Genomic DNA, 19,425 nt, shown 5'->3' with positions numbered 1-19,425 from the left:
AGGCCTGACCATGAGCGCCAAACCCGCCACCATTCCCGAACGTCCGTGGTTTTCGTCGGGCCCGACGGCCAAGCGTCCCGGCTGGACGCCTGAAGCCCTGTCAGGTGCGCCGGTAGGCCGTTCCAACCGCTCAAAGGTGACGGTGGGCCGTATTTGTCAGGCGCTCGACATGACGCGCGAGATTCTCCGCATCCCCGTCGACTATCAGGTGTTCATGGTCCCGGGCTCCGACACCGGGGCGTTTGAAGCCGCCATGTGGAACCTGCTGGGTGCGCGCAGGGTGCAGCTCCTGGCTTTTGAAAACTTTGGTCAGTTGTGGGCCGATGACGCCACTAAACACCTCAAACTCGATGCCGAAGTGCTGTCGGCCCCCTATGGTGAGCTGCCAGACCTGACGCAGATCGACCCGCAGGCCGATCTGATCTTTCCGTGGAACGGCACGACCTCCGGCGTGCGGGTGCCCAATAGCGACTTTCTGAATGGTCATGCGGTTGCTGACAGCGGGCTGGTACTGTGTGACGCCACATCGGCCGCCTTCTGCATGGACTTGCCGTGGGACAAGCTCGACGTCGCCACCTTCTCCTTCCAGAAGGCGCTGGGCGGTGAAGCCGGGATCGGCGTGCTGATCCTGTCACCGAAGGCGGTCGAGCGCCTCAACAGCTTCGATTCGGCACGCGCCATCCCTAAGGTGCTACGCCTTAAAAAAGGCAATGCAGCCGACGCGGCCATTCTGGGCGGTGACGCCATAAACACCTTCTCGTTTCTGGTCATCGAAGACTATCTCGACGCTTTACGCTGGGCGCAACGCGAAGGCGGGCTAGAAGGCCTGATCCAGCGCTGCGACGAAGCGGCCGGAGCCCTGTTCAACTGGGTGGAAAAGACGCCATGGATCGACTTCGTGGCGGTGGACAAGGCGACGCGCTCGACCACCTCTGTGTGCCTCAAATTCGTTGATCCGGCTATTCGGGCGCTTTCTGCCGAGGCGCAGGCCAAACTGGCGACACGCGTAGGTAGTCTGTTAGAGCTGGAAGGCGTGGCATTTGACATCACCGGCTATCGCGCGGCCCCTCCGGGTCTGCGCGTGTGGTGCGGCTGCACGGTCGAGGCCGAGGACGTCGAAGCCCTGCTGCCGTGGCTGGAATGGGCCTATGCGGTGGCTGTGAGCGAACTGGGATTGGTGGCCGCCTGACGGCTTATGCTTCGGGCTTGCCGCTCTTGTCGGCCTTTGGACCAAGATCGGTTACTGCCGTCCCGAAGACGAGCAGCATCATCCCGTAGATGATGTTGCTCGTATCCCCTGAAAACGCTTTGAGCGACAAGCAGATACTGCCTAGCACCATGCCGGTCTCCAACGCCCAGAGGCCCTGCTTGCGGCGCGCCTGCGTGCGCCCGGTCGCGCCCCAAATCATCCCTCCTAAGCCCACCAGCACGAATAACCCGGCCAATATCGTCAGCAATGTCCACATGTCGGTATCTCCTTGTGTCAAGGAAGCTTGACATAAGCGGCCTAATTAGTCAAGCGACCTTAACATATCGTCGTGTGTCGGCGGGGAGTCGGGAATAACCTGCGTTCGCCTCATTTTACGGGTTACCAAGCCCGGTGTTTAAGTTTATAGGCTGCAACCGCCTGAATTTTGAATGTAACGCACCCGGACGAAATCCTCTCCGGCGGCGTTTTGCTGCGGAGTAAGAACTTGGCCAATGTGACCGTTGTGGGCGCCCAGTGGGGCGACGAAGGCAAGGGCAAGCTGGTGGACTGGCTGTCCAATCGCGCCGATGTGGTGGTGCGCTTTCAGGGCGGTCACAATGCCGGTCACACCCTCGTGGTCGATGGAAAGGTCTATAAGCTGTCGCTGCTGCCGTCCGGCGTGGTACAAGGCAAGCTGTCGGTCATCGGTAACGGCGTGGTCGTCGATCCGTGGGCGCTGTTCGATGAAATCGGCCGTGTCGAGGCACAAGGGTTGAGCATCACGCCCGACCTGCTGGTGCTGGCTGACAATGCCTGCCTGATCCTGCCGATCCACCGCGAACTCGATACGGCGCGCGAAGCCGCCGCCGGGGCGGGCAAGATCGGCACCACGGGCCGCGGTATCGGCCCGGCCTATGAGGATAAGGTGGGCCGCCGCGCCATCCGTGTCGCTGACCTCGAAGACTTTGATGGTCTGGATGCGAAGATCGAGCGCCTGTTGACCCACCACAATGCCCTGCGCAAGGGCCTGGGTCTGGCCGAGGTGAATACGGCGTCCCTGATCGCCGAGCTGAAGGCAATCGCACCGCGTCTGCTGGCCTTTGCCAAGCCCGTCTGGTACGTGCTTGACAAGGCGAAGTCGGAAGGCAAGCGCATCCTGTTCGAAGGCGCGCAGGGCGCACTACTCGACATCGACCACGGCACCTATCCGTTCGTCACCTCGTCCAACACGGTCGCCGGTCAGGCCGCCGCCGGTTCGGGCATGGGGCCACGCAGCGTCGGCTATGTGCTGGGCATCCTAAAGGCCTATACGACCCGAGTGGGATCGGGCCCGTTTCCGACCGAGCTGTTCGATGACATCGGTGAGCGCATCTCGCGCGTTGGTCATGAGTTCGGCACAGTTACGGGCCGTGCGCGCCGCTGCGGCTGGCTGGACGCGGTGCTGGCGCGTCAGTCCATCGCCATCAACGGTATCGATGGCGTGGCCCTGACCAAGCTCGACGTGCTTGATGGCATCGAGACGCTGAAAATCTGCGTCGGTTACAAGGTCGGCGACAAGGTGCTGGACTACCTACCGGCGGGTTTCAAGGCGCAGGCCGGTATAGAGCCGGTCTATGAAGAACTGGAAGGTTGGACCGAATCGACCCAAGGCGCGCGTTCATGGAAGGACCTGCCCGGCAATGCGGTGAAATATGTCCGCCGCATTGAAGAACTGATCGGCGCGCCGGTGGCACTTCTGTCCACCAGCCCAGAGCGAGAGGACACCATTCTCATGCGTGATCCGTTTGCGGACTGACGGGCGAGTGGTGGCCTCCGGAAACCAAAAAGAGTCGCGAGAGGACACCATTCTCATGCGTGATCCGTTTGCGGACTGACGGGCGAGTGGTGGCCTCCGGAAACCAAAAGAGTCGCGAAAGGACACCATTCTCATGCGTGATCCGTTTGCGGACTGAGGGTTGAGTGCGTGCGGTCCGTTGCATGAGAAAACCCAAGGTTTTGATGGCATCATTTTTTGCGCTGCCGTAAATCCGGTATTTACTCCTCTACCTTAAAGTGTCGTCCAAACACCAAGAGGCAAGGCGTGTACGGTCAAAATCCAGCCACGGCACAAAAGCTGAGAGCGACGCTCAAACTGGTTCTGCTGGTTGAGGCGAATCCGAACTATGCGCGGATGCTCTCGGACATGCTGCGAATGCTGGGCGCGGAGCAGATCAGCCACTATCGAGATCACGAAGAGGCGCTCGATAAGGCCCCCGGGCTTCTCTACACGCTGATCGTCTGTTCGCATCAGGCGCCCGAATGCGATGCGCTCGCCTTTACCAAAGGGCTGCGCCGCTCCAACGCCTCGTGCCGCAAATCGCCGATCATCACCATCGCGCCTGAAATCACTATGAGCCTGCTCAACGACATCCGCGATTCGGGGGCCGATGAGTTCATGCGCAAGCCTTTTACCTGGGGCGACCTGCAAAAGCGCGTGGAACACGTGTCACTCAAGGCGCGTCCGTGGATCGAGGCTGTGGGCTATGTCGGTCCGGACCGTCGTCGGTTTAACTCCGGTGACTATAACGGCCCGCGCAAACGTGCCGCCGACAACAAGGACCAGAAGACCGCCCAGGTCGAACAGGCGGTGCGCATCCTCAAGGCGGCCTTTGAGCAATATAATAGCGATCCCCTTCAGGCACGCCGCGCCATGTATGCGCAGCTTGAGGTGCTGGTCCCGGCGTGCAAGACGATCGCCAGCCAAAGCTTCCACAACGATGTGCGCACCATCCTGACCCAGCTGCGCGAAGAATGGCCGGACCTGAAACAGATTCGCCCCGCTATCCTCAGCCTGGCGGCCTTTATGAAGATCGAGGACCGTCACCCGTCGACCGCGGCCTGATCAATCCTGATTGCTTTTGCGCATGGTATGGCCTAGCTTTCCCCAAAACCATAAGGGGGGATGACCATGCTTACACGTCGCCATCTTTGCGCGGGTTTAGGGGCGGCGGGCCTGGGATTTTGGGCCGGCGGTGCTGCCGCGCAGGCCAAGATCATCCGCGTACCGCTCACCCTGTCGGCTTCCAAAAAGCCGATTGTAGAGGTGACACTGAACGGTAAGGGGCCCTATCGCTTCATTCTCGATACCGGGGCCAGCCACACCGTCATCCGCGCCAGTTTGGCCTCGGAGCTGGGGCTGGCCGTCGCCGGGCAGGGGCGCAACCGCAGTCTAAAGGGCACCGAATATACGACGCGCTACATAGTCTCGGACGTCACCGTCGGCGGGCAGCTGGGGTTGCACGACTGGGAAGTGTTTGCCTCGAAGGGGTTTGAAGCCGCTGAATATGATGGGCTGTTGTCGGCGGACCTGCTGACGCGCCTGCCTTGCCAGCTGGATCAGACGGGGGGCGAGATTCGCTACTATCTGGGGGGTGATATGCCGCTAAACGGCTTTGCCCCGCTCGACAGTATTTACAAGCGCGATATCACCGGCGGTGCGGACAAGGTGCATATTCGTCTGCGCTTTGCCGGGCATGAGCTGGATTGTTTGCTGGATACCGGGGCCAGCCGCCCGCTTTATATCCGCGGCGATTTTGTGCGCAAACACGGCTTATGGGATAAGTATCCGCTGCTGAACGAAAGCGCCCTGACCGGGGTCAATGGCCAGCAGGTGAAGGTACGCCACGTCGAGGTCAGGGATTTGCAGATCGGCGGCATAGACGTTCCGCGCCTGCTTGTCGCGCTGGGGGACCCGCACGACCGTGCGGCTTTCGGAGAAGAGGGCGACCGTGCTGAGGGTATTGTTGGCGCGCCCTTCCTGAGTGGGTTCGTGCTGGCCTTTACGGCGCGGCGCAGCCTTCTGGTGCGCCGCTCGGTACGTTAAAGCGCAAGCCGATAAAGGGAGTTGAATTATCGGCTTGCGAACTAAACACTTTTTTTTATTTGACGGGCACAAAGACGAAGCCGTCTTTACTGGCCGCCACATGGCCGAGGCCCGGATAGGGGAAGTGTGGGGCAAAAATCAGGGTGTTGGATTTCGCCAGCTCGGTCAAAAGTGCGCGGCGGCTTTGTTTGGCCTCGGTCTTGTCGGTGTCGAACTGGATCGACCAATCAGGCTTGGCCAGCGAGATGATCGAACTATGGGCCGCATCACCGATGGCCAGCAGTCTGTCCTTGCCCGACGCGATCTCATAACCGCTGTGGCCGGGCGTGTGACCCTCGATGGCCACCGCCTTGACGTGGGGGGTAATGACGGCCCCCGGTGCGAAAGTTTCGACCTGCGGCGTGATGGCGGCGACCAGGGCGGCCTGATTGGCCTGTCCTTTCAAAAACGCCCAGTCGGCTTCGGCGATGCGGATTTTGGCATTGGGGAAGGCCGGCTTGCCCTCCTTGACCAGACCGCCGATATGGTCGCCGTGCGGGTGAGAGATGAGGACGTCGGTGATGTCGGCGGGGCCGTAGCCGGCTTTTTTCAGACTGTCGCCCAAAACACCACCGACGCCGGTGTCGATCAGGATCAGACGCGCTTCATCTTTCACCAGCAGGGCATCGACGCTGAGGGTAATCTTGTCGGTAGGCGCATTGTTGGCCTTCAGGACTTCAGCCACAGCCTGCGGCCCGGCATCAATGCCGAACACCTTGCCGTCATTAGGGATGACGAACTGCATGTCACGAAGGCTATAGAGCTGAATATCGCCGAGCGTGTACGGCGTGGCGTCAGCCGGGACTTGGCCGGCCGTCTGGGCCAGCGCGCTTCCGGCTAGCAACGTAGAGATGGTCACGAGGGCAATCAGTCGTTTCATCGGCGTCTCCGTAATAAAAAAATACGGCGACCGCAGGTAAGACGGCCGCCGTGTCATATTAGATTACGTCTGTGGGGCGTGGATCGCTCACCGTGACGCGCACCTTTTTTACCCCTGAGCCGAGGCCATCATCGCCTTTTGCAGCTTTTCGAAGGCGCGGACTTCGATCTGACGCACGCGCTCACGCGACACGCCAAAGCGGTCGGCCAGGTCTTCGAGCGTGGTCGGGTTTTCCTGAAGGCGGCGGGCCGTCAGGATGGCGCGTTCGCGTTCGTTCAGTTCCCCCATCGCCTCTTCGAGCAGGCTCATACGCAGCTTGTACTCCTCGGAGTCCGCCAGGACGGTTTCCTGAGACGGGGTCGAGTCGTCGGCCAGCCAGTCCTGCCATTCCGAATCGCCCTCAGAGACGCGCAGCGGCGCATTGAGCGAAGAATCAGGCGAGGACATGCGGCGGTTCATGCTGATCACGTCGTCTTCGGAAACGCCCAACTTTGTAGCGATCTGCGCGACCTGTTCGTGGCGCATGTCGCCTTCTTCGAGGGCGCTGATTTCCGACTTCACCTTACGTAGGTTGAAGAATAGCTTTTTCTGCGCGGCGGTGGTGCCCATTTTGACCAGCGACCACGAGCGCAGGACGTATTCCTGAATGGCGGCCTTGATCCACCACATCGCGTAGGTGGCCAGACGGAAGCCCTTGTCCGGGTCGAACTTCTTGACCGCCTGCATTAGGCCCACATTGCCTTCAGAGATCACTTCACCGATCGGTAGGCCATAGCCGCGATAGCCCATGGCGATCTTGGCCACCAGCCGCAGGTGCGAGGTGACGAGCTTATGCGCCGCTTTGGGGTCGGCATGTTCGGCCCAGCGCTTGGCCAACATGAATTCCTCATCCTTGGCCAGCATGGGGAATTTACGGATTTCCGACAGATAACGGTTCAGGCCGCCGTCCGGCGACAGCACAGACGGATTGGGCATGCTTAGGGCATTCGAGGTCAGCGAGCTGGTGCTCATGGTAGCGTCCCCTTCGGACCCATCGAAGGGTCCAGAATTTGATCCTGAATTTGTGTCCGGCATCGGCGCATCCCCCTGAGACGACAGCCGGTGGCTGCGCGTGTAGGACAGGCTTTTGTCTTCCTTTTCCATGTAGGTGCTCCGGCGGGGAAAAAAAGGCCCGGTGTAAAAATTATTTTATGCGGACTGGTTCAAAAATTAAAATTAAAGCAATTTCAAAGCGCTCAGAAGGTCTGCCATATCCGCCGGCAGGGGGGCTTCAAAGGCGAGACGCTCGCCCGTGACAGGATGGACGAAGCCCAGATGCGCGGCGTGCAGGGCTTGACGCGCGAAGGACAGGGTTTTCAGCGCTTCGGCGACCGCCCTGTGCGGCGCACCGGAACCATAGACCGGATCTCCCAGACACGGACAGCCTAGATAGGCCATGTGCACGCGAATTTGATGGGTGCGTCCGGTTTCCAGCGTGCAGCGCACGCGGGCCGCGACGGGTTTCTCACCGCCGAAGCTGTTCAATGTGCGGTAGTGGGAGATGGCTTCGCGCCCGCCGCTTTTAAGAACGGCCATCTTTTTGCGGTCGTGGGGTGAGCGGCCGATACGCGTGGTGACCGTGCCTGAGGCGGTTTTCGGTGCGCCGCGCACCAATGCCTCATAGGCGCGGTCGATATCGTGGCGAGAAAACAACTCGCTTAAGCCGCGATGGGCGGCGTCGGACTTGGCCGCCACCATGACGCCGGAGGTGTCCTTGTCGAGACGATGGACAATGCCGGGGCGCAGGACGCCGCCGATACCCGACAGCGATTCGCCGCAGTGAAACAGTAGGGCATTGACCAGAGTCCCATCCGCCGTGCCGGGGGCCGGGTGGGCGGCCATGCCGGCTGGCTTGTTGACCACTATCAGGTGGGCGTCCTCATACAGCACCTCCAGCGGCAAGTTCTGTGCTTCGGGAATCGCCGAGACGGGGGCAGGGACGAACAGGCGGTAGAGCCCGGCCCTGGCCTTATGCTTGCCATCGGCGATTGTCTGTCCGTCGTGGCTCAGATGCCCGTCGCTGATCAGGGCCTGAAGACGGGCGCGCGACAGGTCGGGCAGCAGCGGCAACAGCGCGCGGTCTAGCCTGTCTCCGGCCATGTCCGAGGTCAGCACAAGGTCGTGCGTCTCGCCATTGCTGGCCAGCGGCAGATCGTCATCTATGTCGTCGTCAGGGGTCATGAAAACCTTCTCTCCTCGTTTAGGAGGAGAGGCCGGGTGAGGAGGGAAACGCAAAACACGCCGGAAGCGGACTTCCGGCGTGTCATGGCATCGTTTCGGCGTTGTCGCTTACGACAGGTCTTCGTTGATCAGAGCGACCTTGAAGTAGCCGTTGTCCTGAAGTGTGTTCAGCACCGACATGAAGTCATTATATTCGATGTCGGCATCGCCGCGCACCAGAACGCGCTCTTCGGTGGGGTTCGGCGATTCCAGAGCCACAGCCAAATCAGCCGGCAGGGTGGCCAGCGAGGTCTTCTTGGCACCGATATAGATGTCATCCGTGCCTTGAATCGAAATAAAGACCGGATCTTTCGGCTTATCGAGGGGCTTATCACTCGGAATCGGGGGCGGCATGTCGAGCTTGATCGACACGGTGGCCATAGGCGCGGACACCATGAAGATGATCAGCAGCACGAGCATGATGTCAACGAACGGCGTGACGTTGATGTCGGAATTCTGTTCGACGTTATAGCGAGAACCGCCGCCGCCACCGAGCTTAGCGCCCATGATGTAACTCCCGTAAGACCCTCTGAGCCACCTGTCGGGAGGCATGAGGCATTAAACAACCGCCCGCCGGAATGCAGGCGCGAATTTCACAAACCGATTTAGGACAAAGCTCGCGCAAATGTAAAGGGGTTCGTTCACGCGGGATTACAATTTCTTCATGACGCTTTTGCGACCATCTCCCCTGAGACACGAACGCCCGGCGCTCTCATGACCGCCGGGCGTTAAAAGCGTGAAGTGTGCGCCGGATCAGGCCTGACAGAAGCGCATAAAACGGTCTTGAAGCGCCAGGTCGGCCTTGAACACGCCGGTAAAGCGGGTGGTGACCGTGGTGACGTTCTTGTGGTGGACGCCGCGAGTCGTCATGCATTGATGCTCGGCGTCGATCAGTACGGCGACGCCAAGCGGGGCAAGCGACTGCTCTATGGCGTCGGCGATCTGCTTGGTCAGGGTTTCCTGCGTTTGCAGGCGCTTGGAGAAAATTTCGACAACTCGCGCGATCTTGGAGATACCTACCACCTTGGCGGTCGGCATGTAGGCTACGTAGGCCTTCCCGAGGAAGGACGCCATGTGGTGTTCGCAGTGCGATTCGACGTCGATATGGCGCAACATGACCATGTCATCATAGCCCTGCACGTCTTCAAAGGTGCGCGACAGTTCCTTGGCTGGATCGGCCTGATAGCCGGAGAACCACTCGTCATAGGCTTCGACGACGCGCTTGGGCGTGTCGATCAGGCCTTCGCGCGTGGGATCGTCGCCGGCCCAAGCCAGAAGCGTGCGCACGGCGGCCATAGCCTCTTCCTTCGACGGACGCTCGACATTGAGGATTTCGCTAAAGCCCTTGCTACGCGTTTGAGCGAGTGCTTGAGTCAGCGGGTCTTCGCTGTGCGGGCGGGAATTCGGGTCGAGGCTGTCCATACTTTTATATCTCCGGAGGGCCGAGTGGCGCCGGGACGACGGTCCCGGAATGACGCGTGGCATCCCTCTGCCGGGGTCACTAACATAAGACCCCTTGAAAGTTTGCAGGCGGTTTACGATCCTGCGCAGGAATTGGATTGCCAGCGATATAATCGCTTGGAAGCCAACCCTTGCCGCGTCTATATGGGGCAAACTTCACGGAGTTCAACAGAAATCGTCATGAAACTGCGACTCAGCGACACGCTCAAACGCCACAAGGTGGACTTTGTGCCGAAAAACCCACAGCGCGTGACGATGTATGTTTGTGGACCGACGGTTTATAACTACGCCCATATCGGCAATGCGCGCCCAGTCGTTGTTTTCGACGTTCTCTTCCGTCTGCTGCGTTATATCTACGGCGAAGAGGCGGTCATCTACGCCCGTAACATCACTGATGTCGATGACAAGATCAACCAGAAGGCCATGGCCGAAGGGGTTGATATTGATGTCATCACTTCGAAATTTGCCGACATTTATAATGCCGACATGCGGGCGCTCAACGCCCTGGAGCCGACGATCCAGCCGCGCGTAACGCAGAATATGAGCGCCATCGTTGCGCAGATTGCCGCTCTAATCCGCAACGGCCACGCCTATGCGGCCGAAGGCCATGTGCTGTTCGACGTCGAAAGTTACAGGGCTTACGGGGCGCTTTCCAACCGCTCGCTGGACGACATGATCGCTGGGGCACGCGTCGAGGTGGCGCCCTATAAGAAGAACCCACAGGACTTTGTGCTGTGGAAGCCGTCCAAGCCTGGTGAGCCGAAATGGCCGTCGCCGTGGGGCGAGGGACGTCCGGGCTGGCATATCGAGTGCTCGGCCATGATCGAGGCCAATCTGGGCCTGCCTATTGACATTCACGGCGGCGGGCACGACCTGATCTTCCCGCACCACGAAAACGAGATTGCGCAGGGCGTTTGCGCGCAACACGGCCATAGCCATCAAGAAGAGAGCTACGCCCGCTACTGGATGCACAACGGCTTCCTGACCATGGATGCCGAAAAGATGTCCAAGTCGCTTGGCAATGTGTTGCTGGTGCACGACCTGATCAAGGAATTCCCGGGCGAGGTGATACGCCTGGCTCTGTTGTCGGCCCACTACCGAGCGCCACTGGACTGGAATAGTGATCTGCTGGTGCAGACGCGCAAGCGTCTAGACGGGCTTTACGAGGCCCTGCGCAAGGCCGCTAACGTGCCCGTGGTCGAAACGGCGGTTCCGGAAGCAGTGATCGATGCCCTATGTGATGATCTTTCCACGCCGCGCGTGCTGGCTGAACTGTCGGCACTGGCAAGTGCGTTGGAAAAGGCTTCCCAGTCAGAGAAGCCGCTGGCCAAAGCGCAGCTACTCGCGGCGGGTGCGCTGATGGGTATACTGCAACAGGAGGCCGAAAGCTGGTTCAAGGGCGGGGCCGATGACGACCTGTCGGCGAAGGTCGAGACCCTTTTAATAGCGCGCAAAACCGCGCGGGCCGAAAAAAACTGGGCCGAAGCTGATCGTATCCGCAACGAACTGACCGCGCTGAACGTAGAGGTCATGGACGGCCCGGAAGGGGCCACCTGGAAACTGAAGGCTTAAAACATGGCGATAAAGGTGGAAAAACGTATCGGCATCCAGACCCCAGTCGATACGGTCTATGAAATTCTTCAGGATATCGAAGGCTGGGTGGAGTGGTCGCCCATCCATAAGGAAGCTAAAGGTAAGCTTGGTTTTGGCGCACCTGTGCGCTTCATGGAGCATTATGAAGGGCTGGGGGACTGGGAAATCCATGGGTTCGTGTCGGACTGGTCGCCGCTGTCGCACATCCATATTGGCGTGCCGAAGAAGTTTTACGAAGGCTCGTTGATCCGCTTCTATGAACTGAACATTTTGTCTGACACGGCGTGCGACTTCGCCATTGGGGCGCAGTTTTCGGGTTTCCTGTCAGAGCGTGAGGGGAAGAAATACCGCTCATATCTGCGCGAAGGCTTTGCCAAATTCGCCGAAGCCTTGAAGGCGAAAGCCGAAGGGACGATATAAAGTCTTATCTCTCCTCTGTGCAGTGGGGGAGAGGGAGGTTGGCAAAATGATCGACGAGCTTTATTCCCGTGAAATTCTGCGCCGCACAGCTCAGCTCGACCACGTCGGGCGACTGAAGGCCCCGGATGGAGCGGCTGACCGCACCGCCAAGCTGTGCGGTTCGACCATCCATGTAGAGGTCAAACTCGCGGACGGCGTGATCACCGACTTTGCGCAGGAGGTCGAAGCCTGCGCCCTGGGTCAGGCCGCCGCCGCCATATTGAGCCAAAGCGTCATCGAGGCACCGGTCGTCGAGGTCATCGCCGCGCGCGATGCGATGAAGGCCATGCTCAAAGGCGGCGCGTTTGACTATCCTGAGCGCTTTGCCGATTTCGCCATCCTCCAATCGGTGAAGGACTTTCCGGCACGCCACGCCTCTACCCTACTGGCGCTAGAGGCCACCGTTGAGGCGGCGGGAAGGGCGGGCTGAGATCACTCAACCGTCACAGTCAGCGGGAGCCAGTTAGGCTTAGGCGCGTCCGGAAAGTGCTTTATTTGATCGTACTTGCGCAGCACCAAGGGCGTGACCGCGTAGGCCTCGGTCAGGCTGTTGAATTCGCATTGATCAGCTTCCGCCGCAAATTCCGGTTCGAAGGTCGGTTCAGCGTTTGCTGGATCGTAAGCGGATACGGGCGTGCGCGCTATCGACAAATCGAAACAGCCCAAATTCAGGTATTCGACCTGCACGGTTTGCCCTCGCGTAAAGGCCGAGCCATGCGGAAAACGCAGGATTGAATAGACCGACCGGTCGGGGGTGCGCGAAAGGTTCAGACCAACGATCCAGTAGTCTTTTCGATCTGCATTGGTTTCGGCGACAACGGGCGTGAAGGGATGGTAGGTCACGCCTGCGAGATAAGGCTTATGATCGGATAGAAGGTTGTAAAGGGTAGCAATGTCCTCGCCTGAGCCCTTTTTCACTTCTATACGCATGAGTTTGGAATCGGGAGGCGTGTCTTCAGTTGGCACTGCGGCAAGGGTCAGGCGTTCGAAATTTTCGAAAGGGCCTGTTTTGTCCATGTCCGGACCGACTACGGCGTCGCCCATCGACACGGCCGCCTCCTCTCCAGGTTTGGTGCACGCGCCCAGTCCCAACCCAAGGATTACAGCCAGCAATGGCAGTAGTGTTTTCATCCCCGCATCTCCTCTTAGAGTGGAGCGAAGATTTATCACGAATTCGTGATCGTCAAGTGATTGTTGTGTGATGGCGTTGCAGTCGCCATTGCTATTCAGAGCAAAATATCGGAAACAGTTGATACTTTTCGCCAAAAAGGTATTGCCGCATGGGGCGTCTCTATGCCAAGGCCGTGAGAATGGGGCTCAGGGCCTACAAGCTCAGCCTTTCGCCCCTGATTGGGCAGGGCTGCCGCTTTGCGCCGACCTGTTCGGAATTTACCGCCGAAGCCCTGATCGTGCATGGCCCTATAAAAGGGTCATGGTTGGGATTTAAGCGTATCTGCCGGTGCCGTCCTGGCGGGGGCCACGGGTACGATCCGGTGCCGCTAAAAGACGATAAAAACTGACTGCCGTCGCCTGTCGTAGGGGCGCGGCTTAACCGTCCTGGTCTGTCGTATGGACTGGACACAGAGTGAGAGAAGACATGATTGACCTAACCTTTCCCGACGGCGCCGTTCGTTCCTATGAGTCAGGCGTAACCGGACGCAGCATAGCGGAGGGTCTGTCGAAGTCTCTCGCCAAAAAGGCGGCGATGCTCCGCCTCAACGGAGACCTTTACGATCTCGACCGCCCCATCGAGAGCAGCGCCGCCATCGAAATCCTGACACGCGAAGACCCGGCCCTGCTGGAGGTTATCCGCCACGATACCGCTCACCTTTTGGCGCAGGCGGTACAGGAGCTGTTCCCCGGCACGCAGGTCACCATCGGCCCGGCCATCGAAGACGGCTTCTACTACGACTTTGCGCGCGATGAGCCATTCAGCCTCGACGACCTCCCCAAGATCGAAAAGAAGATGAAGGAGTTGGTTGACCGCGACGATAAGATCGTGCGCGAAGTGTGGGAGCGCGATGCGGCCATCCAGCATTTTGAAGAGATCGGCGAACATTATAAGGCCGAAATCATCCGCGACCTGCCCGGCACGGAGACTATCACTGTCTATCGCCACGGCGACAGCTGGAAGGACCTGTGCCGCGGTCCGCACTTCCCGTCATCGAAATTTATCGGCAAGGCCTTCAAGCTTACCAAGCTCGCCGGAGCCTATTGGCGCGGCGACCACAATAATGCGCAGCTACAGCGAATCTATGGTACGGCCTGGACGTCCGAAGAGGACCTTCAGGCCTACATCACGCGCCTCGAAGAGGCCGAAAAGCGCGACCACCGCAAGCTGGGCCGTCAGATGAACCTCTTCCACATGCAGGAAGAGGGGCGCGGGATGGTATTTTGGCACCCGCACGGCTGGACGCTGTGGCGGACGTTGGAGGCCTACATGCGCCGGCGTCTCGATGCCGCGGGCTATGTTGAAGTTAAGACGCCGCAGGTGCTCGACCGCACCTTCTGGGAAAAGTCGGGGCACTGGGACAAGTACCGCCCCAACATGTTCGTCTGTGAGACAGTCGAAGGTGAAACCCTCAGCCTGAAACCGATGAACTGCCCCGGCCACGTGCAGATCTTCAAGGTGGGTCTACGTTCCTATAAGGAACTACCGATCCGCATGGCTGAATTCGGGGCCTGCCACCGTTATGAGCCGTCGGGCTCGCTGCACGGCCTGATGCGCGTGCGCGGATTCACGCAGGACGACGCGCATATCTTCTGCCGCGAAGACCAGATCGTCGAGGAAACTACAAAGTTCATCACCCTTTGCCGTCAGGTGCACGCCGATCTAGGGATGCAGGCCGAACATATCGCGCTGGCCACCCGTCCGGAGGTGCGCGCCGGGTCTGACGAATTTTGGGACAAGGCTGAGGCGCAGATGGCCGAGGCCGCTCGCGCCGCGGGTGTGGAGCCTGTCATTGCCGAAGGCGACGGGGCCTTTTATGCGCCGAAGCTCGACTTTATTGTGCGCGACGCCATCGGCCGCACCTGGACCTGCGGCACGATCCAGCTCGACTACGTGCTGCCGGAGCGTCTGGGGGCTGAATACGTCGCCGAAGACGGGTCGCGTCAGCGTCCGGTGATGCTACACCGCGCGATTCTGGGATCTTTCGAGCGCTTTATCGGCATAATTATCGAAAATTACGGGGGCAAGTTCCCGCTATGGCTGGCTCCCATACAAGTGGTAGTTGCGCCGATTACGTCTGATGCTAATGATTACGCGCAACAGGTTGCGTCAAAATTGCGTTCAGTTGGACTCAGGGTTGACACGGACCTTCGCAATGAGAAGATTAACTATAAAATCCGCGAGCATTCGCTGGCCAAGGTGCCGGTGATCGCAGTGGTCGGCCGCAAAGAAGCCGAAACCGGTGAAGTGGCCCTGCGTTATTTGGGTCAGGAAGGGCAGACCGTTTTGTCGGTCGATAGTGCCGCTGAACAGTTGCGTACCGAAAGCCTGCCGCCTGATTTGAAATAAGTTTTTAAAGCCGCCGTATGAAACGTACCCTCCCGCCCACGATCCGAGATCTGCTCAAGGCCCAAAGGCTGGCGGCGGGTGAGGCCGAAAGTCTGGTCCCTGGCACAGACATCGTCCTGCCCACTCGGGACACGCGCGGTGTAACGGTCGTCATCATCGCCTATCACTCCGGCCGTATCCTGTTCGACTCGATCGAACGGGTTCTGGCCGAGACGGCGGTGAAGCAACTGATCCTGATCGACAACGGCTCGTCTGAGCGAACCATTGAGTTGCTGCGTGAGATCGACGACGCCTATGAGCGGGTCCTGCTAGTGCAGGGGCACGGCAATATTGGATTTGCCCGCGCGGCCAATATGGGGGCCCAACTGGCCACGCAGCCGTGGGTCGTTTTTCTCAATCCCGATGCCATACTGTGCGATGGCGCGGTCGAGGCGCTGGTCGATACGGCACTCAAGACACCCCGCCCGTGCTTGGTCGGGGCCCGTGTCCTTAATCCAGACGGCACTGAACAACGTGGGTCACGGCGCGGAGAAGTCACGCCTGTGACGACTCTGGTCTCATTGATGCGCCTGTCGAAATACTTACCCTTCCTCTGCGCCTACGAAATTCACCGTGAGCATGAGCCCCTGCCGGAAAGCCCGGCACCGGTGGCGGCGGTGTCAGGGGCCTGCTTCTGCATTTCGCGCGCCGACTTCCTGTCAGTCGGTGGCTTTGACACGCGCTTCTTCCTGCACGTCGAAGACGTGGACCTGTGCTGGCGCATCCGAAAAAAGGGCGGCGCGGTGCTGTTCCATCCGACTGCCGAGGTCATCCACGAAGGCCATACGTCGCGCGTGGACCCGGTATTTGTCGAGATGAACAAGGGGCTGGGGCTCGTCTATTATTTCCGCAAGCGCGCCGACAGCCTGTGGCGCAAGGCCTATGTTCTGGCATTGGCGCCTTTGATTGTGGGCATCTCGGTTTTGCGTGCCGTCCTGCGGCGGCGTCTTCGCGATGCGGACGATTTCAGCTGATTCGCAGCGGGTTGATTACTGACCGCCGATATTGATGTCGCCTGACCCGAGCACTTTCTTTTGAACCGTACCGGTGGCGCGCGCGACAAAAACGTCGCCCGAGCCGACCACGGCGGCTTCAACCATCTTCGCTTCGCCACCAAAATGCACGTCGCCTGACCCCATCACGGCGATTTTAAGCGTCGGGCTGCGGCCCTTGGCCACTACCACGTCACCGGACCCGGCCATACTGATTTCGACTGGGCCGCTAACCGCACCGATGCTGATATCGCCCGACCCGGCGCTAGCCGCCGACAAGGTGCCGCTGACCGAGCCGACGCTGACATCGCCGGAACCGGACTGCGACAGTTTGAGCGAACGCACGCCGCCGATATGCACATCGCCGGACCCAGTACTAACGACTTCGCTGTCGCCGCCACTGGCGGCATGGGTGTCGCCTGAGCCGCTATTGATCAGGGTCAGTGCGCCGCGGACGGGACCGACGTTCCAGTCACCGCAACCTTGCACGCTGAGTTTCAGGCTGCCGGCCTCAGATACATTGCCATAGACCGCGCCCTTGCTGACGATCTCCATATCCTGCGGACCATAGACATAGACGGTCGGTAGGTCAGACAGGTTAAGTTGCCCCATTCCGGCCACCTTCACCGTGGTGACGCCGCGGTCGCCGATATTGAATGCGAACAGGCTTGCGCCGCCACTACCGCACGACTGATCCCGACCACTGACATTGCCGTTGACGATGACGCGGTCACCCTGACGGCGCAGCGTAATCTGAGGCATGTTGCGGGGGCCGGCCTTCACGCGCACATCGATGTCCTGACGCGCCTGCGTCACCACTACCACGCGGGCGGCCAGATTTTGCAGCTCGATTCGGTTTTCAGCGGCCAGCGCCATCTCAGGATAGGCCAGAGGCAGCAGCAGGGTCAGGGATGTGCAGGCCAGTACGCGCATCAACAGGGTTTCCAACATCTGCAGAGGTCCGATAAGCCGGACCCTGCCTCAACACACATCTCGCAACGGGCGATCCGGGTCAAATTAAACCTGAGTCATGAAAAGTATTTAACAAGGTTACAGTTGACCTGGGGGTAAGTTTCGAATGTTTTACAAGGCATTTGTCTGGCTATACAGGCCCTGTTGCCGCGCAAAATGCAGGAACAAATCGCTCCATGGCACAGCGGGCGACAGGATGCCGAAGCCATGCCCGCCCTTCGGGTAAAGGTGAGTTTCGACATTGACCCCAGCCGCTTTAAGCGCCGCGCGAAAGGCCAGGGTGTTTTCTACCGGCACGGCTCCGTCGTCCTCGGCGTGCAGCAGAAAGGCCGGGGGTGTCTGCGGTGTGACGTGGTTTTCCGTCGAATAGCGGGCGGTGATCTCCTCGCTGGCATTTGCCCCAACGAGGTTGCTGCGTGACCCCGCGTGGGTCAGGCCGGGCTTCATCGAGATAACCGCATAGATCGGCGCGCACAGGTAGGGGCGGGCATCCTGCGCGTCTATCGCATCGACAGCCCCGTAGACGGGTGCGCCATAGCCGGTAGCCAGTGAAGCGCATAGGTGCCCCCCGGCGCTGAACCCCATCACACCGACGCGAGCCGGATCGATCTGAAAGTCTTTGGCGCGCGCCTTGATCAGGCGCATGGCACGCTGGGCGTCCATCAAGGGCACATCCGACGCTTGCGCCCAGCCTTCGGCTGGCAGGCGATAGTAAAGGACAAAGACGGTCAGGCCCTGCGCCGAAAATACGCGCCCGACATTGTGGCCTTCGTTATCGACTGAGATATAGGTGTAGCCGCCGCCCGGAATGACCAGCAGCGCGCCGCCGTTCGGCTTTTGTGGCCGATAGACGGCCAGACGCGGGCGGATAACGCCGTTGACCAGCCGGCGTGGGGGCGGCGTGGGGGCGGTTTTGACGACTTCGCTGAGTTCGCTCTTGAGCAAACCCGCCGGACCCGTCGGCCACAGATCGACATATTCGGTCGTTTCTGGCGGCAGGGTTGTGCCGCGCAGGTCCTTAAGTTCTGTGCCGACGCCGGGCGCTTGGGCAAGGGCACCGGAGGTGGCGGCCATTCCGAAGCCCAGCCCGCTGGTCATCAGGGTGCGTCGATCCAAATCCATCTGACTCTCCGGAACAGGTTATCGGAGTATCTAAAGGAGGGGATCAGGGCTTTTCAATGACGATCTTGCCGACGGGGGCCAGCGCCAGCCACGCCAGTTGCACATTTTTGAGGGCAAACGGGATGCCGATGATGGTTATCGCCTGAGCCAGCGCCAGAACCAGATGACCTAGCGCGATGTACCAGCCGCCCAGAAGAATCCACACAATGTTCATAAGCGCGCCCATGCCCCCCGTACCCAGATCGCTCTGACCGGTCGTGAGGTCCCGGTCGGCAATAGCCTTTCCAAACGGAAAAAAGCTGAAACCAGCGATGCGAAAGGCCGCCCCGGCCCATGGCAGGCCTACAATGGTGATTGCCAGCACGCAGCCGCCCAGACACCAGGCTAGACCGGCTGCAAAGCCACCGAAGATGAACCACAGAATGTTGAGAATGAGGGTCATGCGTTGTTTCCGGAAAATGAGAATAAAACGACGGGTTGCGCTTTTGGCGTAACGGTGTTTTGATGAAAATCATAAAGGCTTTAGTTTCGAGCGCAGCTTAATTTTCTTTTATTTGCAACGACAGCGTTGTATAATGAACGATTGTTGACGCTGCGTTTAAAAAATGCATCGGTCTGGAGTTTGCGGTCCAGAGTAAGACCTGAGTTAAATTCATGAGTGACGTGATCAATCTGAACAAGGCACGCAAGACGCGGCAGCGCGAGCGCGACAAGGCGCAGGCCGCTCAGAACCGGGTCACTTTCGGGCTGCCCGGTCATGTGCGCCGTGCGGCGCGTGAGGACGAGGCGCGTCGCCTGCGGCTGTTTGACGGACAGAAACGTAAGGATGTGGATAATTCCGAAAACAGTTGACGTTTTTATGTAAGATGACAAGAGTTTACATGGTATTTTCACGACCAAGGATGTAGCGGTTTAATATTACCACAATAATAAACCAGAATTGTTGGGTTTATACCGATGTCGTCCATTGAATTCACAAAGAGTGCAGCGTCGCCGGGGGCGTGTTGATGCTGCAAAGCGTTGCCTGGACAGGAGGGA

General features: G+C 59.5%; 21 protein-coding genes. 11 read left to right on the top strand and 10 right to left on the bottom strand.

Annotated elements, in window-relative coordinates; genetic code table 11:
- The first annotated feature begins 10 nt into the window (after window positions 1–10).
- Window positions 11–1,189 (top strand): phosphoserine transaminase, encoded by a 1,179-nt coding sequence (locus ASTEX_RS08810; RefSeq protein ID WP_013479269.1) that lies wholly within the window; start codon window positions 11–13, stop codon window positions 1,187–1,189.
- A gap of 4 nt (window positions 1,190–1,193) precedes the next feature.
- Here ASTEX_RS08810 and ASTEX_RS08805 read toward each other — a convergent pair whose 3' ends face one another.
- On the bottom strand, window positions 1,194–1,466 hold the full coding sequence (locus ASTEX_RS08805) for a hypothetical protein (RefSeq protein ID WP_013479268.1): 273 nt from the start codon (window positions 1,464–1,466) through the stop codon (window positions 1,194–1,196).
- Between the two features lie 228 nt (window positions 1,467–1,694).
- Between ASTEX_RS08805 and ASTEX_RS08800 the strand changes: the two genes are divergently transcribed.
- The 3 genes from ASTEX_RS08800 to ASTEX_RS08790 all read left to right on the top strand — a co-directional run bounded on the left by ASTEX_RS08800 (window position 1,695) and on the right by ASTEX_RS08790 (window position 5,051).
- A complete protein-coding gene (locus ASTEX_RS08800) occupies window positions 1,695–2,984 on the top strand; it encodes an adenylosuccinate synthase (RefSeq protein ID WP_041658609.1) in 1,290 nt (429 codons plus the stop codon).
- A gap of 285 nt (window positions 2,985–3,269) precedes the next feature.
- Window positions 3,270–4,070: a response regulator gene (locus ASTEX_RS08795; protein WP_013479266.1), complete on the top strand. Its 801-nt coding sequence runs from the start codon at window positions 3,270–3,272 to the stop codon at window positions 4,068–4,070.
- Window positions 4,071–4,136: 66 nt separating this feature from the next.
- Window positions 4,137–5,051, top strand: a complete 915-nt coding sequence (locus ASTEX_RS08790; protein WP_013479265.1) for a retroviral-like aspartic protease family protein — start codon at window positions 4,137–4,139, stop codon at window positions 5,049–5,051.
- A gap of 55 nt (window positions 5,052–5,106) precedes the next feature.
- Here the strand turns inward: ASTEX_RS08790 and ASTEX_RS08785 are convergent, their stop codons facing one another.
- From ASTEX_RS08785 to folE, 5 genes are all read right to left on the bottom strand, one after another.
- Window positions 5,107–5,970, bottom strand: a complete 864-nt coding sequence (locus ASTEX_RS08785) for an MBL fold metallo-hydrolase (RefSeq protein WP_013479264.1) — start codon at window positions 5,968–5,970, stop codon at window positions 5,107–5,109.
- Between the two features lie 108 nt (window positions 5,971–6,078).
- Entirely contained in the window at window positions 6,079–6,945 is an 867-nt protein-coding gene (rpoH, locus tag ASTEX_RS08780; protein ID WP_041659131.1) for an RNA polymerase sigma factor RpoH, read from the bottom strand.
- A 240-nt stretch (window positions 6,946–7,185) separates the two neighbouring features.
- Window positions 7,186–8,190, bottom strand: a complete 1,005-nt coding sequence (locus ASTEX_RS08775) for an RluA family pseudouridine synthase (RefSeq protein WP_013479262.1) — start codon at window positions 8,188–8,190, stop codon at window positions 7,186–7,188.
- A 108-nt stretch (window positions 8,191–8,298) separates the two neighbouring features.
- Complete coding sequence (locus ASTEX_RS08770; RefSeq protein WP_013479261.1) at window positions 8,299–8,736, bottom strand: biopolymer transporter ExbD; 438 nt, start codon at window positions 8,734–8,736, stop codon at window positions 8,299–8,301.
- A 246-nt stretch (window positions 8,737–8,982) separates the two neighbouring features.
- The gene (gene folE, locus ASTEX_RS08765; RefSeq protein WP_013479260.1) at window positions 8,983–9,651 is read right to left on the bottom strand and encodes a GTP cyclohydrolase I FolE; all 669 of its coding nucleotides are present in this window, start codon (window positions 9,649–9,651) and stop codon (window positions 8,983–8,985) included.
- A gap of 219 nt (window positions 9,652–9,870) precedes the next feature.
- Between folE and cysS the strand changes: the two genes are divergently transcribed.
- The 3 genes from cysS to ASTEX_RS08750 are packed head-to-tail and all read left to right on the top strand — an operon-like array spanning window position 9,871 to window position 12,172.
- On the top strand, window positions 9,871–11,262 hold the full coding sequence (cysS, locus tag ASTEX_RS08760; RefSeq protein WP_013479259.1) for a cysteine--tRNA ligase: 1,392 nt from the start codon (window positions 9,871–9,873) through the stop codon (window positions 11,260–11,262).
- A gap of 3 nt (window positions 11,263–11,265) precedes the next feature.
- Complete coding sequence (locus ASTEX_RS08755) at window positions 11,266–11,703, top strand: SRPBCC domain-containing protein (RefSeq protein ID WP_013479258.1); 438 nt, start codon at window positions 11,266–11,268, stop codon at window positions 11,701–11,703.
- Window positions 11,704–11,749: 46 nt separating this feature from the next.
- Window positions 11,750–12,172, top strand: coding sequence for an iron-sulfur cluster assembly scaffold protein (locus tag ASTEX_RS08750; RefSeq protein WP_013479257.1), 423 nt, complete (start codon window positions 11,750–11,752; stop codon window positions 12,170–12,172).
- A 2-nt stretch (window positions 12,173–12,174) separates the two neighbouring features.
- Here ASTEX_RS08750 and ASTEX_RS08745 read toward each other — a convergent pair whose 3' ends face one another.
- Window positions 12,175–12,873, bottom strand: a complete 699-nt coding sequence (locus ASTEX_RS08745) for a hypothetical protein (protein ID WP_013479256.1) — start codon at window positions 12,871–12,873, stop codon at window positions 12,175–12,177.
- A gap of 149 nt (window positions 12,874–13,022) precedes the next feature.
- Between ASTEX_RS08745 and yidD the strand changes: the two genes are divergently transcribed.
- From yidD to ASTEX_RS08730, 3 genes are all read left to right on the top strand, one after another.
- A complete protein-coding gene (gene yidD / locus ASTEX_RS08740; protein ID WP_013479255.1) occupies window positions 13,023–13,262 on the top strand; it encodes a membrane protein insertion efficiency factor YidD in 240 nt (79 codons plus the stop codon).
- 77 nt (window positions 13,263–13,339) lie between these two features.
- Window positions 13,340–15,262, top strand: coding sequence for a threonine--tRNA ligase (gene thrS / locus ASTEX_RS08735; protein ID WP_013479254.1), 1,923 nt, complete (start codon window positions 13,340–13,342; stop codon window positions 15,260–15,262).
- Window positions 15,263–15,279: 17 nt separating this feature from the next.
- Complete coding sequence (locus ASTEX_RS08730; protein WP_013479253.1) at window positions 15,280–16,275, top strand: glycosyltransferase family 2 protein; 996 nt, start codon at window positions 15,280–15,282, stop codon at window positions 16,273–16,275.
- A 15-nt stretch (window positions 16,276–16,290) separates the two neighbouring features.
- Here ASTEX_RS08730 and ASTEX_RS19310 read toward each other — a convergent pair whose 3' ends face one another.
- From ASTEX_RS19310 to ASTEX_RS08715, 3 genes are all read right to left on the bottom strand, one after another.
- Entirely contained in the window at window positions 16,291–17,244 is a 954-nt protein-coding gene (locus ASTEX_RS19310; protein WP_013479252.1) for a GIN domain-containing protein, read from the bottom strand.
- Between the two features lie 132 nt (window positions 17,245–17,376).
- Window positions 17,377–18,387 carry an alpha/beta hydrolase gene (locus ASTEX_RS08720; RefSeq protein ID WP_013479251.1) on the bottom strand — a complete coding sequence of 337 codons (1,011 nt, stop codon included), beginning with the start codon at window positions 18,385–18,387 and terminating at the stop codon, window positions 17,377–17,379.
- Between the two features lie 43 nt (window positions 18,388–18,430).
- Window positions 18,431–18,829 carry a YccF domain-containing protein gene (locus ASTEX_RS08715; RefSeq protein ID WP_013479250.1) on the bottom strand — a complete coding sequence of 133 codons (399 nt, stop codon included), beginning with the start codon at window positions 18,827–18,829 and terminating at the stop codon, window positions 18,431–18,433.
- Between the two features lie 212 nt (window positions 18,830–19,041).
- Here ASTEX_RS08715 and ASTEX_RS08710 point away from each other — a divergent pair, with 212 nt between their 5' ends.
- Entirely contained in the window at window positions 19,042–19,239 is a 198-nt protein-coding gene (locus ASTEX_RS08710; RefSeq protein WP_013479249.1) for a DUF4169 family protein, read from the top strand.
- Window positions 19,240–19,425 lie beyond the last annotated feature (186 nt).

The organism is Asticcacaulis excentricus CB 48, from assembly GCF_000175215.2.
Classification (GTDB): Bacteria; Pseudomonadota; Alphaproteobacteria; order Caulobacterales; family Caulobacteraceae; genus Asticcacaulis; species Asticcacaulis excentricus.
The sequence above is the reverse complement of the archived record's forward strand: the minus strand, read 5'-3'. Positions and strand labels throughout refer to the sequence as shown.

Bases quoted from the DNA above. Each gene is read 5' to 3' on its own strand.
- ASTEX_RS08810 (WP_013479269.1), top strand. From the start codon at position 11: ATGAGCGCCAAACCCGCCACCATTCCCGAACGTCCGTGGTTTTCGTCG.
- ASTEX_RS08805 (WP_013479268.1), bottom strand. From the start codon at position 1,466: ATGTGGACATTGCTGACGATATTGGCCGGGTTATTCGTGCTGGTGGGC.
- ASTEX_RS08790 (WP_013479265.1), top strand. From the start codon at position 4,137: ATGCTTACACGTCGCCATCTTTGCGCGGGTTTAGGGGCGGCGGGCCTG.
- ASTEX_RS08785 (WP_013479264.1), bottom strand. From the start codon at position 5,970: ATGAAACGACTGATTGCCCTCGTGACCATCTCTACGTTGCTAGCCGGA.
- rpoH (WP_041659131.1), bottom strand. From the start codon at position 6,945: ATGCCCAATCCGTCTGTGCTGTCGCCGGACGGCGGCCTGAACCGTTAT.
- ASTEX_RS08775 (WP_013479262.1), bottom strand. From the start codon at position 8,190: ATGACCCCTGACGACGACATAGATGACGATCTGCCGCTGGCCAGCAAT.
- ASTEX_RS08770 (WP_013479261.1), bottom strand. From the start codon at position 8,736: ATGGGCGCTAAGCTCGGTGGCGGCGGCGGTTCTCGCTATAACGTCGAA.
- folE (WP_013479260.1), bottom strand. From the start codon at position 9,651: ATGGACAGCCTCGACCCGAATTCCCGCCCGCACAGCGAAGACCCGCTG.
- cysS (WP_013479259.1), top strand. From the start codon at position 9,871: ATGAAACTGCGACTCAGCGACACGCTCAAACGCCACAAGGTGGACTTT.
- ASTEX_RS08755 (WP_013479258.1), top strand. From the start codon at position 11,266: ATGGCGATAAAGGTGGAAAAACGTATCGGCATCCAGACCCCAGTCGAT.
- ASTEX_RS08750 (WP_013479257.1), top strand. From the start codon at position 11,750: ATGATCGACGAGCTTTATTCCCGTGAAATTCTGCGCCGCACAGCTCAG.
- ASTEX_RS08745 (WP_013479256.1), bottom strand. From the start codon at position 12,873: ATGAAAACACTACTGCCATTGCTGGCTGTAATCCTTGGGTTGGGACTG.
- yidD (WP_013479255.1), top strand. From the start codon at position 13,023: ATGGGGCGTCTCTATGCCAAGGCCGTGAGAATGGGGCTCAGGGCCTAC.
- thrS (WP_013479254.1), top strand. From the start codon at position 13,340: ATGATTGACCTAACCTTTCCCGACGGCGCCGTTCGTTCCTATGAGTCA.
- ASTEX_RS08730 (WP_013479253.1), top strand. From the start codon at position 15,280: ATGAAACGTACCCTCCCGCCCACGATCCGAGATCTGCTCAAGGCCCAA.
- ASTEX_RS19310 (WP_013479252.1), bottom strand. From the start codon at position 17,244: ATGTTGGAAACCCTGTTGATGCGCGTACTGGCCTGCACATCCCTGACC.
- ASTEX_RS08720 (WP_013479251.1), bottom strand. From the start codon at position 18,387: ATGGATTTGGATCGACGCACCCTGATGACCAGCGGGCTGGGCTTCGGA.
- ASTEX_RS08715 (WP_013479250.1), bottom strand. From the start codon at position 18,829: ATGACCCTCATTCTCAACATTCTGTGGTTCATCTTCGGTGGCTTTGCA.
- ASTEX_RS08710 (WP_013479249.1), top strand. From the start codon at position 19,042: ATGAGTGACGTGATCAATCTGAACAAGGCACGCAAGACGCGGCAGCGC.